A 12,927-nucleotide genomic window follows, 5' to 3' on the forward strand; every position below is an offset into this window, starting at 1 on the left:
TGACCGATCCGCAACGCGGACCGGAAACCGCGCACCCTCCCGGTGCGCGGTGGCGGTTGTCAGCGGATGATCTCGCGGACAACCGATTCGATCCCGGCCTCGTCGAGCCGGTAGTGAGCGTAGAGATGTGTCGGCGGAGCGATCAGCGCGTATTCGTCGCGTATGCCGTGTCGCACGAGTTTAGCGGGGCTTCCCTCTTCCGCGAGGACCTCGGCAACTGCAGCGCCCAGCCCGCCGAGGATGTTGTGCTCTTCGATCGTCAGGATGACCTTCGAACGGGCGGCCGCCGCAAGAATGGCATCGCGGTCGATCGGCTTGACCGTCGCCATGTCGATGACACCCACGCTACGGCCCTCGGCCTTCAGCTTTTTGGCCACTTGAACGGAGGGATGTACCGGGAGTCCGCAGGCGATGATCGTCACCTCTTCGCCCTGCGCGTGTTCGATAGCCTTTCCGAACGTAAACGCGGCTGTGGGATCGTAGAGGTCCGGCTCGCGACCGCGGCCGGTGCGGAAGTAAATGGGTCGGTCGTGGTCTGCCGATGCACGGATTGCAGCTTCGAGCTGCGGTCCGTCAGCGGTGGAGACGACTGTAAGGTCCGCAATCGAGCGCATCGTGCCGATGTCTTCGGTTGCGTGATGCGACGTGCCGTAGAAGCCCATCGAGATTCCGGTGTGGTGGCCGATCAGACGCACGGGAAGGGCGCAATAGGCAACATCCATGCGGATCTGCTCGCAGGTCAGCAGGCCGAGGAAAGAGGCGAAGGTCGCAACATAGGGCATCGTGCCTGTTGTCGCGATGCCTGCGGCCGCCGACACCATGTTCTGCTCGGAGATGCCGAATCCGAAGTAGCGATCGGGGAAGCGGGAAGCGAAGCGATTGAGGCCGTTGGAGTATTGAAGATCCGCAGAGCCGGCGACGACGTCACGCCCGTCCTCGACTAGGGAGATGAGCCCGTTGGACAGGTGGTCCAGGCCGGGGTTCTTCATGTTCAGTTCACGATAGTGCCAGGAGTTTGGCGAGGTCGGCCGGAGGTTGGCAGTGCTCATGTCAGATCACCTTGGAGAGAATTTCTTGGCGGGCTGCTTCCGCGTCGGAAGGATCGAGGTAGCCGAGGTGCCAACCGGGCTCGGTCTCCATGTAGGAAACGCCCTTGCCCTTGAGTGTGCGCGCAATGATGCAGCACGGCTTTCCGCGGGTGCTGTCGGCTTTCACGCGACGCAGCAGCGAAGTCAGCTCGGCGATGTCATGGCCATCGACGACGTGTACCTCCCAGCCGAAGGCGCGCCATTTTTCATCCAGCGGCTCAATGCCCATAACATCGTCGACGGCACCGTCGAGCTGGTATCCGTTGCGGTCGACGATCGCGACGAGGCGGGAGAGCTTGTGGTGTGCCGCACCGATGGCCGCTTCCCAGACTTGACCCTCCTGCATTTCACCGTCGCCGAGCATGACGAAGGTGGTAAAGTCGCGACCCTGACGGCGCCCGTTGAGCGCCATGCCGAGACCGTTCGATAGCGCGTGTCCGATTGAACCGGAGGAAAAGTCGACGCCCGGCACCTTGCGCATGTCGGGATGGTCGCCAAGAGGATTCCCGAGCCTGGTATAGCCGTTCAGAACTTCGGTCGGGATGTAGCCGAGTTCTGCGAGGATCGGAAAAAGACCAACTGCGGCGTGCCCCTTGCCCATGAGGAATCGGTCACGATCCGGCCACTTCGGATCCGGCGAGAGCCGCATCACGTCGTAGTAGAGCGCCGCGAAAATCTCTGCCGCCGAAAAGACGGACGTGTAGTGCCCAACCTTTGCGATCTCGATGAGTCTGATTGTTTCAAGACGCACGAACTGCGCGCGATCTCGTAGCCGCGCTATCTCGGCTTCCGTTGGTCTGAAATCATTTCTGATTGGCTGCGTCACACGCCTCTCCTTCATTTTCCGATCGCGAACGTCGGTAATAACTGCCTTGCGATGCGGTGATCTAACATGATATATGATATATTGTCACGAACAAAATGGAGGAGATTGTGAATCTCACGCTGACAAAAACAGAAATCGCGGCCATCCGCAGTCGGATCGCAATCAAGGGGCAGGCGTTTATCGACGGGCGCTTCGTCGACGCGGCTTCCGGGCAAATGTTTGAAGATATTTCACCGCGCGATGGCCAGGTGATCGCCCGAGTCGCTGCTTGCGATGCCCAAGATGTCGATCGTGCCGTAGCGGCGGCGCGCCGGGCATTCGAGACAGGTGTGTGGCGCGACAGGACACCAAAAGAGCGTAAGAAGGTGCTGCAACGCTTTGCGGCGTTGTTCGAGAAGCACATGGACGAGCTTGCTGTCCTCGAGACGCTCGATATGGGAAAGCCTGTTCAAGAAAGCCGCAATATCGATGTGAATGTCGTGCTGGACACGCTGCAATGGTATGCGGAATGCCCGGACAAGCTGTATGACGAGATCGCGCCCACGGGGCCTAACCAGTTAGCGACGATCACCCGCGAGCCCATCGGCGTCGTTGGCGCCGTGGTCCCTTGGAACTTCCCGATGCTGATGGCCACCTGGAAATTCGCTCCGGCGCTCGCCATGGGCAATTCGGTCGTTCTGAAGCCGGCCGAGCAATCCCCTCTTACAGCGATCCGGCTGGCGGAACTCGCCGCGGAAGCTGGGATTCCGGAGGGAGTTTTCAACGTCGTCCCCGGTTTCGGTCCCACGGCCGGCAAGGCGCTCGGGATGCACATGGATGTCGACTGCCTCGCATTTACAGGCTCCGGCGAAGTCGGCAAGCTATTCTTGCAGTATGCCGGACAATCCAACATGAAGCGCGTCTATCTGGAGTGCGGTGGAAAATCGCCCAATATCATTCTCGATGACGTGCCCGAGCTCCGCGCTGCTGCAGAGCGCGCTGCCACGGCAATCTGCTTCAATCAAGGGGAGGTGTGCGTTGCGCCTTCGCGGCTGATCCTTTCGGAGCGCATTCAGGACCAGTTCCTTGAGATCGTCGTTGACACCGTCAAGTCGATCCGGCCGGGCGATCCGCTTGACCCGGCGACGAAACTCGGCGCTCTCGTCGAGAGCAGCCACCGGGATCGCGTAGAAGGATATATCGCGAAGGGCAAGGCGGAAGGGGCGCGGCTCGTGTACGGCGGAGACCGGCCACAGGACACGCCGGATGGCTACTATGTAAACCCGACGATTTTCGCGAATGTCACCAACGACATGACCATCGCGCGGGAAGAAATATTCGGCCCGGTCCTTTCGACCATAACCGTCGCGGATGACGAGGAGGCCGTGCGCGTCGCCAATGACAGCTCATATGGTCTGGCCGCGGCCGTTTGGACACGCGATCTGTCGCGTGCCCACCGGATCGCTCGCAAGCTCCGTGCGGGTACGGTTTGGGTGAACTGCTACGATCACGGGGATGCGACGGTACCGTTTGGGGGATTCAAGCAGTCGGGTAACGGCCGTGACAAGTCGTTGCACGCGCTCGATAAATACACCGAGCTGAAGACGACTTGGATCGAACTGTGATCGTCAGGAGGCGGCTTCGGCCGCCTCCTTTGCCTCGAGCCATTCAACCATGACGGTACCGACGCCGATATCAGCCTGAATGGCGCGTCGCGCCGCCTCGGGGTCACGCACGGCGAGAGCGCGGAGTACGTCATAATGACCGTGCGTTCCGCTCACCAGAACGCGGGTCGGCGTATTGAGGTGGTATAGATGGATAAGCGGACCCATTTGCGCCCACATGCTTTCGATGGTCGCGTAAAGCAGCGGCATCTCCGCGGCGTCTGCGAGCTTGAAATGAAACTCGCGATTGACGCGTGAAGCTTCGAGCGGGTCGCTCGCTGCCGCGTTTGTGAAATCGGTCTGCAGGACTTCCAGCCGCGTGAGATCTTTCCGGGATATTTTCAAGGCGGCCTGGGCGGCTGCCTCCCCTTCGAGAAGGTGCCGTATTAGCTGTATCTCCCGCAATTCGGGAGGAGTCAGGCTCCGGACTTGTATCGAGGTGGCGGCGCGCATTTCCAAAGCGCGCTCAGTCACGAGGCGGAAAATCGCCTCGCGGACCGGTGTGATCGATACGCCGAGTTGCTCTGCCAAACTTGCGATTGTCAACCGCTCGCCGGGCTCATAACGGCCGTCCATTAGGGATGCGCGGATGGTGCCATAGACCTGCTCGGAAAGGTTCCCTTTATTGAGTTTTGGCAGTTGGCTCATCTGAAGATCCGCGGCGCGTCCTGGTTTGACGTTGAAAGTCCTAGCACAGCATTGCAACATCACGCGTTCGATGGCGCAAGCGGTTGCAGTCCTCTTATGAGGTCTGACGCCTTTTCTCCGATCATTATCGCGGTTGCGTTCGTATTGCCGGAGATAAGTGTCGGCATGATCGAGTTGTCCACAACTCGGAGGTTCCGCAAGCCGCGAACCCGAAGCTCGGGATCAACGACTGCCATGTCGTCGTGTCCGATTCGACACGTGCCAGCTGGATGGTAGACGGTTTTGCCCTTGGAGCGCACGTAAGCTGCGAGGGCTTCGTCGTCCTCAATCGCCTGTCCTGGATACGCCTCCGTCTTTTCGACGTACGCTGCAAACGAAGATTGGGCCAGAATCTCCCGCGCGAGCTTCAATGCCTTCACAGACAGCCGCATGTCCTCCGGCGCAGTCAAATACCTTGGATCCACGATGGGGTGATCTGCGGGGCTGGCGGAGCGCAACCGAATCTCTCCGCGGCTTTCCGGGCGCAGCACGCATGGGTTTACGGTGGCGCCTGCGCGTTTGACCGACTCCTGATCGCTGTCCATGAAGACGATCGGAACGAAGTGCATCTGGATGTTCGGTTCAGCTTCCATGTCGTCCACGTTCACGAAGGCGCAAGCCTCCGTCACGTTGGACATCACGGGTCCCGACTTAAAGAAGAGATACTGTAGGCCGTTGCGAATGGACCGGAAGAAGGTGTCTTCCCCGTAGTAGCCATACCGCCCGGTGCAGTAGCGAATGGCGGGAAACTCGAGGTGATCCTGAAGGTTCTGACCCACGCCGTCCAGTCGATGTTTAACGGCGATGCCGTGTCGCCGCAGTTCGTCTTCCGGGCCGACGCCAGAGAGCATAAGCAGCTTTGGCGTTTGAACCGCTCCGCCCGACAGGATCACTTCCTTGTCTGCGTGAACCGTCTCAACCTTTCCTTGGCGAATGTATTCGACGCCCGTCGCTCGATCTCCCTCGAAGAGAATCCGTGTCACGTGGCAGTTGGTACGGATCTCAAGATTTCCGGTCTTCATCGCCGGGCGCAGATAACCGACCGCCGCGCTGCAGCGACGGCCATTGCGGGTCGTCGTTTGATTGAAGCCGACGCCGCGTTGGCGCGCGCCGTTGAAATCGGACGTGAACGGAATACCAGCTTCTTGAGCGCTTCGAACAAATGCGCGGGTGAGGTCGGTAATCTGCCTGAGATCGGAAACGCCGAGCGGTCCGTTCGTGCCGTGGTAGGCATCGGAAAGCCGATCGTTATCCTCCGCCCGCCGAAAATACGGCAGGACGTCGCTGTAGCCCCAACCATCTGCGCCGAGGCGGGCCCAATCGTCGTAGTCGCGGCGCTGGCCTCGGACGTAGATAGCCGCATTGACCGAGCCTCCGCCACCAAGCACCGCGCCTTGCGGCATCACTGGCGAACGGCCGTTCAGAGCTGCTTGTCGTTCGGTCTTGTAGTGGTAGAGGAGGTCCGTATCCAGGAGCTTCACGAAGCCCGCGGGTATGTGGATGAGTGGATTTGAATCTCGTGGACCGGCCTCTATGACCAACACTTTGCCAGCATCTGCGAGTGCCAGACGGCCCGCGAGGGCGCTTCCAGCGGAACCGCCCCCGACAACTATGTAATCCACCATTAATTCCTCCCGAGATAGAACGATAATATATCATATATTCTATTTGATGCCAGCGCAGTTCGTCAACTGCCTGGCGCGGCCGCGCTGCGAGGCCTTATACTGGTTCGAGTACCTCCTGTTGCAATTGGCTCATGGACGAAAGGGTCCTCACGCCCGCCGGTGCGGCGCTATGGCTGTGAGGCACAAAGACCGTCTCGATGCCGGCGGAAAGGGCCGCGGCCGCGCCGCTGGCGCTGTCTTCGACGATCAAGCACTCGCGGGGCTCGACGCCTAGCAGGTATGCGGCTCTCAGATATCCTTCCGGGTCCGGTTTTCCCCGCAGAACGTCGTTGCGCGCGACCGTGACAAGGCCCGGACGTGCAAGGCCGGCAACGCGCAGGTTTACGTCAACGATAGCGCGGTCGCTGTTTGAGACTACCGCCTGGCGAATGTTCGCTGCGTCCAGTCGGTGCCATGTCAACACTGCATCGTCATAGCCTCTGAGCTGGTCGGCTGCGCGGAAGTAAAAGTGGTGCTTGCGCCGCTCCCATTCCAAAGGGCTCGCGCGCAGCCCGAAGGTATTGACCATGTCTCGGTAAATTTCGTCTGCCGAGCGTCCGACTACGCGTTGCATGAGGTCCGTCGGAGGCGTCAATCCTTCCTCCTCCATAGCGAGGGCAAGGGCCGAAACCGCAATGCCTTCGCTGTCAACCAATGTGCCATCCATGTCCCACAAGACTGCCTTGATCATTGTCGTTCCGCGCTGTTTGAGATTGAGGTCATGCCTCTTTCACCGGGGCTTACACGAGTTCCGCGTGCCGCGAGCTGAGGCGCAAACGGGTTTCGCCCGTCGCGAAAAATAAAAATCAATTTTTTTAGTGTTGCGCAATAACAAATTTCATTCTATCAATCATGCACGGTAACGAATTCGATTGGAGGAAGCGATGAAGTCAACCGCCGCCGACGTCTCCGCACGTATTTCTGCTGCAGGCATTCTGCCCGTGGTGGTTTTGGATGCTCCGGCCGACGCCATTCCGCTTGCGACGGCTCTGCTCGAAGGAGGCTTGGCCGTGGCGGAAATTACCTTCCGCACGGCGGCGGCCGCGGGCGCGATTTCTCTTATCCGCGACAGGCTGCCGGAGATGTTGGTAGGGGCGGGCACCGTCCTGACGAAGGACCAGTTGGCCGCAGCCGGTGGCGCTGGCGCTCAGTTCATCGTTACGCCGGGGTTCAATCCCGTAATCGTCGAAGCTTCGCTAGAGGCTGCGCTTCCGATCGTTCCGGGCGTCAACAACCCGACGGGCGTCGAGCAAGCGATGGGCTTCGGGCTGGAGGCGGTGAAGTTTTTTCCGGCCGAGCCGAGTGGCGGAGTTCCATTCCTGAAAGCGCTATCGGGACCTTATCCGGGTATGCGCTTCGTTCCGACCGGAGGGATCGGCCCCGCCAACCTGGCCTCATATCTGGCGCTTCCGACGGTTCTTGCTTGCGGTGGCTCCTGGATGGTGGACGCAAAGCTTATCCGAGACGGCAATTTCAAGGAAATCACTCGGTTGACTGCAGAAGCCGTCGCCCTGGCCAAGAAGGGCTGAGGCGGCTTTCACAACGTTCGAAACAGGCTCCGGACGGAGCGAAAACACGGAGGTTCAAATGGCTAGCAACACCCTGTCTGAGGGGCTCTCCCTCAAGGGGAAATCCTGCATCATCACGGGCGCGGCGTCCGGTATCGGTGAGGCGGTGGCGCGCATTTATGCGCAAAACGGCGCCAAGGTCGCCATGGTCGACTTTGACCGCGAGCGCCTTGAGCGCGTCGCCAGCGAGATCAAAGCGGATGGTGGCACGGTTCTTCCGATCTACGCCGATGTCTGCGAGGAAGAAACGGTCCGCTCCTTCTTCAAGCAGGTCAACGAAGCCTTTGGCTCGATCGACGTGGTCGTCAATTCCGCCGGGCGCGACAGTCTTGCGCCACCGGTCACCCGCGTTACCCTCGATGAATGGAACAAGACGATCGGTCCAAACCTGACGGCGGTGTTCCTGTGCTGCCGCGAAGCCTTCATTTACATGGAAAAGCAGGCCGAGGGCGGTCGCATCATCAACATGGGTTCGTCATCCACGCGCGTCGCCTCTGGGCCGGGCCATAGTCCCTATCGTGCCTCGAAACACGGCATGCTGGGCTTCTCCAAGAACATCCTCCTCGAAGGTAAAGACAAGAAGATCGGGGTGACGGTGCTCAATCCGAGCCACGTCAAGACGCCGATGACCGAGATCATCGACAAGGGGCTCTACGACGGTGATCTCGAAGCCTACGTAGACGGTTGGCTCGACGAGAAGGAAATTAAGGAAGGGATCCACGCGTCCTGCATCGACGTCGACAACGTCGCTTGGCTGGCGCTCTACGTTGCCACCCGAACCCCGGATGTCACCATTCCGACCATCTCGCTTTATCCGACCCACAAGGCCCATCGCTACGGCATGGAGGTGTAACGCAATGAAGGCCGCCGTCTATCAGGGCAAGGGCCGCATCGTTCTCGAGGAAAGGCCGCGCCCGCAGCCCCGGGATGACGAGGTGCTCGTCCGCGTCTTCGCCGCCTCGATCTGCGGCACGGACCTGAAGGTCCTGCGCGGCGGCCATTTTCGCGTCGGGGTCAATGACACGCGCGTGCTCGGCCACGAGCTTGCGGGTGAGATCGTTGAGGTCGGGCGTCACGTGTCGCACTGGCAGCCGGGGCAACGGGTTTCCGTCGTGCCGAACATCGGTTGCGGTCATTGCGATATGTGCCGCAAAGGCCTCAACAACATGTGCCCCGATTACAGGGCCTTTGGCATCGACATCGACGGCGGCTTTCAGCAGTACATGGTCGTCACCGCCGGGGCGATTTCTGGCGGCAATCTCTTCGAGATCCCCGAGGCGATGAGCTACGAGGAGGCCTCGCTGGTCGAGCCGCTTTCCTGCTGTTTTAACGCTTGGAAGGATCTTTCGGTCGCGCCCGAAGACCGCGTGCTGATCCTCGGTACCGGACCGATCGCGGGTATGTTTCTTCAACTCGCCCGTGCCTATGGCGCGGGGCAAGTGATTGTCGTCGGCCGTCGCGCCGAACGTCTCGAGGAAATCGCCCCGCTGGGTGCCACGCACACCGTGGATTCCAGCAAGGTCGACGTGGTCGATGAGGTGATGCGTCTGACCGGCGGTCGCGGCGTCGACGTCGCTCTGACCTGCGCGCCTGCGCCTGAGCTTCAGGTCCAGGCCCTGGCCTGCTTGGCGCGCCTCGGTCGGATGAATTTCTTCTCTGGTCTCAACAAGGGAACGCTCGTCGAACTCGATACGAACAAGGTTCACTACTGGGGTCTGAAGCTTCTCGGTTCGACCGGCTCCAGTGTCGAAGACTATGCCCGCGCGCTTCGGCTCGTCGAGACCGGCAGGATCCGTGTGACCGACGTCGTCACGCATCGCTTTGGCATGGCGGATGCGGTCGCCGCGTTCGAGCATGCTTTGTCCGGAAAGGGCATGAAAACGATCATTTACCCGCAGGAGGAGAAGCTGCAATGAAGGCTGCTGTGTTGCATGCGCCCGGCGATCTCAGGGTCGAGGACGTACCGGTCCCCGAGATCGGTCCGGACGACGTTCTGGTCGAGGTCAAGGCCGCCGGCATTTGCGGTTCGGACATCGGCCGCGTCATGGTGACAGGGACCTACCACTTTCCCACCATTCCGGGACACGAATTCGCGGGACGTGTGGAAAAGGTGGGCGCCTCTGTCAGCCATCTGAATGTTGGCGACCGGGTGGCCGTTGCGCCGCTGATGCCGTGCCGCAAATGCCAATGGTGCGAAGCCGGCAAGTTTCACCTGTGCGACGACTACGACTTCATGGGCTCGCGCAGTGACGGGGCGTTCGCGCAGTATCTCTGTGCGCCCGCCGCAAACGTACTGAAGGTGCCGGACAACGTGCCTTACGAGGTAGCGGCCACCATCGAACCGGCTGCGATCATCCTGCATGGCATCCACAAACTGGATATCAAACTCGGAGATGCGGTCGCCGTGGTTGGCTGCGGCGCGCTCGGTTATTTCGCGCTACAATTCGCCAAGCTCTCGGGCGCGAGGCCGCTGATAGCTATCGACGTCGATGACGATAAGCTTGCGCTTGCACGCGAGGTCGGCGCGGACCTCTGCCTCAACCCGGTAAGGGACGATGTGGTCGCCCGCGTGCAGGAGGCGACTGGCGGCCGCGGCGTCGCGGTCGCGCTGGAATGCGCCGGCTCTGAGCCGGGTCGCAACCTGTCCATCATGGTCACTGCCAAGCAGGGCGCTGTCATGCTCTACGGCACGGCGTATGGAGACGTTACCTTCGCGGAGAAGGCATTCGCGCGCATCGTGCGCGAAGAACTCCGGGTCGTCGGATCCTGGAATTCCTATTCGCTGCCGTTCCCCGGAAAGGAATGGTTCGACATCATCGGGTTGCTCGCGGACGGCCGCTTGACGGTCGAGCCGCTGATCACGCACCGGGCGACGCTCGAGGAGGCGCCGTCCATATTCAAGGCACTGAAAGAGCGAAGCTTCGGCAGGTATCACAAGATCCTGTTCAAGCCGAACGACTGACGCATGTATGGGAGGAGATTACCATGGTGGAGCGCTATGTCATGGCGCTGGACGAGGGAACGTCCAGCGCAAGAGCGATCCTGTTCGACAGGGCGGGCAATATCGTCTCACTCGCGCAAAGGGAGTTCCGGCAGATCTATCCACGGCCCGGCTGGGTCGAACATGACGCCAACGAAATCTGGTCGACCCAGCTCTCGGTCGCCCGTGAAGTCATGCACAATGCTGGCATCGAAGCCCATCAGGTCGTGGCGATTGGTATCACCAATCAGCGCGAAACCTGCCTGGTCTGGGATCGCAAGACAGGAGTTCCCCTGCACAATGCCCTCGTCTGGCAGGATCGCCGCACTGCCGGCGTCTGTGATCAGCTGAAGGCGAGGGGACTTGAGCGTTATGTCAAAGATACAACCGGTCTGGTCATCGACGCCTATTTCTCGGGGACCAAGCTGGCCTGGATTCTCGAAAACACGCCCGGTGCGACCGAACGGGCCAAGCGCGGGGAACTCGCGGCAGGCACCATAGACACCTGGCTGATCTGGAACCTGACGGGCGGTCGCGCCCATGTCACGGATGCCTCAAACGCGTCGCGTACGCTGCTCTTCAATATCCAGACCGGAGATTGGGACGAGCGCCTGCTGGCCGAACTCAATGTCCCGCGCTCCATCCTGCCGGAGGTGCGTGACAGTTCCGAGGTCTACGGCTTGGCCGATCCCGATCTCTTTGGGGCCGAGATTCCGATCGCGTCTTCGATCGGCGACCAGCAAGGCGCGCTCTTCGGTCAATCCTGCTTTGCCGAGGGCATGGTCAAGGCAACCTATGGCACCGGCGGCACCCTGTTGATGAACACGGGCTCGCAGATGCGGGCCTCCGACAATGGCCTGCTCACTACGGTCGCCTGGCGGCTCGGAGGAAAGCTTGAGTACGCGCTGGAAGGTACCCTTTTCTCAGTGGGCTCCGTGGTGCAGTGGCTGCGCGACGAACTGAAGATCATTCATAGCGCATCGGAGACGGAAGCGGCGGCGCTCGAAGTGCCGGACACCAACGGCGTCTATATCGTTCCCGCCTTCAACGGCCTGTCGGCGCCCTTTTGGGACCAGTACGCGCGCGGCACGATCGTGGGCATCACCCGGGGCGCGAACCGCAATCATTTGATCCGCGCCTCGCTGGAATCCATGGCTTACCAGATCCGCGACGTGATCGATCGCATGGAGGCCGACTCGGGTATCGCCCTTGCCGAACTCAAGGTCGACGGCGGCGCAGCGATGAACAATTTCGTCCTGCAGTTCCAGGCCGATCAACTCGGCGTGCGGGTATTGCGCCCGAAGGTAATCGACACGACCGCGCGGGGCGCCGCGTTCCTGGCCGGGCTCGCCGTCGGCTACTGGAAGGACATGGCGGACTTGCACACCGCCTTCGCGCTCGACCGCGAATTCCAACCCTCGACGGACAGAGCGTCCGCCGACCACCTTTACCACGGCTGGTGCCGCACCATCGACAGGTCCCGGGACTGGGCCGAGCACGAATGAGGACGTTTTGATGGCATATACTCCCGCTACCCGGCGCACGATGTACTTTATCGGGGTCACGACCGGTAAGTCTTCGATCATGAAGGTTTTTCCGGCGTGGTCGGCGCATCTCGGCCTCGATGCCGAGATGAAAGGCATCGATTTTGCTCCGAATTCCGATCCGGCCGCCTATCGCGGTGCAGTGGAATTCATCAAGGCCGATCCTCTGTCACTGGGCGCGCTAGTAACGACCCACAAGGTCAATTTGCTGAAGGCTTCGCGTGAGCTTTTCCATGACCTTGACCCCTATGCGCGCACGCTGCACGAAATCAGCTCGATCTCTAAGCGCAACGGTCGCCTCGCCGGCCACGCGAAGGATCCGATCACCGCCGGGGCGAGCTTCGAAGCGATCGTTCCCGAAGGCTATTGGGCGCGTACGGGTGCAACGCTTTGCGTGCTGGGATCCGGCGGGTCGTCGTTGGCGCTTTCCCTGTATTTGCACAACAAGAAGCAGGCTGGCGGGGATGTGCCGTCGAGCCTCGTCGTGACTGCCCGCCGCGAAGCCTCGCTTGCCGAGATGCGCCAAGTACACGGGCAAATCGGCTTCTCGATCCCCGTCGAATACCGGCTCGCCCCAACGCCTGAAGAAGCCGACCGGGTGGTGGGTGACCTGCCCGCCGGCTCCATGGTCGTCAACGCCACGGGTCTCGGTAAGGACGGCCCGGGCTCACCGCTCACAGATGCGGTGCGGTTTCCGGAAAACGGCCTCGTCTGGGAATTCAACTATCGTGGCGACCTCGTCTTCCTCGACCAGGCCCACGCGGCGGCCAGCGCGCGAAATCTGACGGTTCATGATGGATGGGTCTATTTCATCCACGGCTGGACGCGCGTGATCGCCGAAGTTTTCGACATCGACATCCCCATGTCCGGGCCAGCCTTCGAGGCCTTGAGCCGTATCGCCCGCGACGCAACCGCCTGAAAGGACGA

General features: G+C 60.9%; 12 protein-coding genes. 7 read left to right on the forward strand and 5 right to left on the reverse strand.

All coding sequences use genetic code 11. The features are described from left to right. Nucleotides 1-59: 59 nt before the first annotated feature. Together BLU35_RS08730 and BLU35_RS08735 are read right to left on the reverse strand one after the other, a co-directional pair. Entirely contained in the window at nucleotides 60-1,049 is a 990-nt protein-coding gene (locus tag BLU35_RS08730) for a transketolase family protein (RefSeq protein WP_093232793.1), read from the reverse strand. 1 nt (nucleotide 1,050) lies between these two features. Then, nucleotides 1,051-1,914 carry a transketolase gene (locus BLU35_RS08735; RefSeq protein ID WP_286161474.1) on the reverse strand — a complete coding sequence of 288 codons (864 nt, stop codon included), beginning with the start codon at nucleotides 1,912-1,914 and terminating at the stop codon, nucleotides 1,051-1,053. A gap of 95 nt (nucleotides 1,915-2,009) precedes the next feature. On the opposite strand from BLU35_RS08735, the gene BLU35_RS08740 reads away from it, so the two are divergent. After that, the gene (locus BLU35_RS08740; protein WP_093232794.1) at nucleotides 2,010-3,518 is read left to right on the forward strand and encodes an aldehyde dehydrogenase; all 1,509 of its coding nucleotides are present in this window, start codon (nucleotides 2,010-2,012) and stop codon (nucleotides 3,516-3,518) included. Between the two features lie 3 nt (nucleotides 3,519-3,521). Here BLU35_RS08740 and BLU35_RS08745 read toward each other — a convergent pair whose 3' ends face one another. The 3 genes from BLU35_RS08745 to BLU35_RS08755 all read right to left on the reverse strand — a co-directional run bounded on the left by BLU35_RS08745 (nucleotide 3,522) and on the right by BLU35_RS08755 (nucleotide 6,599). Beyond that, nucleotides 3,522-4,205 carry a GntR family transcriptional regulator gene (locus BLU35_RS08745; protein ID WP_093232936.1) on the reverse strand — a complete coding sequence of 228 codons (684 nt, stop codon included), beginning with the start codon at nucleotides 4,203-4,205 and terminating at the stop codon, nucleotides 3,522-3,524. A gap of 59 nt (nucleotides 4,206-4,264) precedes the next feature. Beyond that, nucleotides 4,265-5,869, reverse strand: coding sequence for a GMC family oxidoreductase (locus tag BLU35_RS08750; RefSeq protein WP_093232795.1), 1,605 nt, complete (start codon nucleotides 5,867-5,869; stop codon nucleotides 4,265-4,267). Between the two features lie 94 nt (nucleotides 5,870-5,963). After that, nucleotides 5,964-6,599, reverse strand: a complete 636-nt coding sequence (locus tag BLU35_RS08755) for an HAD family hydrolase (RefSeq protein WP_093232796.1) — start codon at nucleotides 6,597-6,599, stop codon at nucleotides 5,964-5,966. A gap of 181 nt (nucleotides 6,600-6,780) precedes the next feature. Between BLU35_RS08755 and BLU35_RS08760 the strand changes: the two genes are divergently transcribed. From BLU35_RS08760 to BLU35_RS08785, 6 genes are read left to right on the forward strand one after another with little or no spacing between them, the layout of a single operon-like run. Next, nucleotides 6,781-7,437, forward strand: a complete 657-nt coding sequence (locus tag BLU35_RS08760) for a bifunctional 4-hydroxy-2-oxoglutarate aldolase/2-dehydro-3-deoxy-phosphogluconate aldolase (protein ID WP_286161476.1) — start codon at nucleotides 6,781-6,783, stop codon at nucleotides 7,435-7,437. A 58-nt stretch (nucleotides 7,438-7,495) separates the two neighbouring features. Beyond that, nucleotides 7,496-8,329 carry an SDR family oxidoreductase gene (locus BLU35_RS08765; RefSeq protein ID WP_093232798.1) on the forward strand — a complete coding sequence of 278 codons (834 nt, stop codon included), beginning with the start codon at nucleotides 7,496-7,498 and terminating at the stop codon, nucleotides 8,327-8,329. A 4-nt stretch (nucleotides 8,330-8,333) separates the two neighbouring features. Continuing rightward, nucleotides 8,334-9,392 carry a zinc-dependent dehydrogenase gene (locus BLU35_RS08770; protein ID WP_093232799.1) on the forward strand — a complete coding sequence of 353 codons (1,059 nt, stop codon included), beginning with the start codon at nucleotides 8,334-8,336 and terminating at the stop codon, nucleotides 9,390-9,392. Beyond that, on the forward strand, nucleotides 9,389-10,438 hold the full coding sequence (locus tag BLU35_RS08775; RefSeq protein WP_093232800.1) for a galactitol-1-phosphate 5-dehydrogenase: 1,050 nt from the start codon (nucleotides 9,389-9,391) through the stop codon (nucleotides 10,436-10,438). The genes BLU35_RS08770 and BLU35_RS08775 overlap by 4 nt, the downstream gene beginning before the upstream one ends. A 23-nt stretch (nucleotides 10,439-10,461) precedes the next feature. Beyond that, nucleotides 10,462-11,961, forward strand: coding sequence for a glycerol kinase GlpK (glpK, locus tag BLU35_RS08780; protein ID WP_093232801.1), 1,500 nt, complete (start codon nucleotides 10,462-10,464; stop codon nucleotides 11,959-11,961). 7 nt (nucleotides 11,962-11,968) lie between these two features. Continuing rightward, nucleotides 11,969-12,919: a shikimate dehydrogenase family protein gene (locus BLU35_RS08785; protein WP_176907186.1), complete on the forward strand. Its 951-nt coding sequence runs from the start codon at nucleotides 11,969-11,971 to the stop codon at nucleotides 12,917-12,919. The last annotated feature ends 8 nt before the right edge of the window (nucleotides 12,920-12,927 follow it).

This window comes from Sinorhizobium sp. NFACC03 (assembly GCF_900103435.1).
Lineage (GTDB): Bacteria > Pseudomonadota > Alphaproteobacteria > Rhizobiales > Rhizobiaceae > Ensifer.

Bases quoted from the DNA above. Each gene is read 5' to 3' on its own strand.
- BLU35_RS08770 (WP_093232799.1), top strand. From the start codon at position 8,334: ATGAAGGCCGCCGTCTATCAGGGCAAGGGCCGCATCGTTCTCGAGGAA.
- BLU35_RS08745 (WP_093232936.1), bottom strand. From the start codon at position 4,205: ATGAGCCAACTGCCAAAACTCAATAAAGGGAACCTTTCCGAGCAGGTC.
- glpK (WP_093232801.1), top strand. From the start codon at position 10,462: ATGGTGGAGCGCTATGTCATGGCGCTGGACGAGGGAACGTCCAGCGCA.
- BLU35_RS08755 (WP_093232796.1), bottom strand. From the start codon at position 6,599: ATGATCAAGGCAGTCTTGTGGGACATGGATGGCACATTGGTTGACAGC.
- BLU35_RS08730 (WP_093232793.1), bottom strand. From the start codon at position 1,049: ATGAGCACTGCCAACCTCCGGCCGACCTCGCCAAACTCCTGGCACTAT.
- BLU35_RS08775 (WP_093232800.1), top strand. From the start codon at position 9,389: ATGAAGGCTGCTGTGTTGCATGCGCCCGGCGATCTCAGGGTCGAGGAC.
- BLU35_RS08750 (WP_093232795.1), bottom strand. From the start codon at position 5,869: ATGGTGGATTACATAGTTGTCGGGGGCGGTTCCGCTGGAAGCGCCCTC.
- BLU35_RS08765 (WP_093232798.1), top strand. From the start codon at position 7,496: ATGGCTAGCAACACCCTGTCTGAGGGGCTCTCCCTCAAGGGGAAATCC.
- BLU35_RS08740 (WP_093232794.1), top strand. From the start codon at position 2,010: ATGGAGGAGATTGTGAATCTCACGCTGACAAAAACAGAAATCGCGGCC.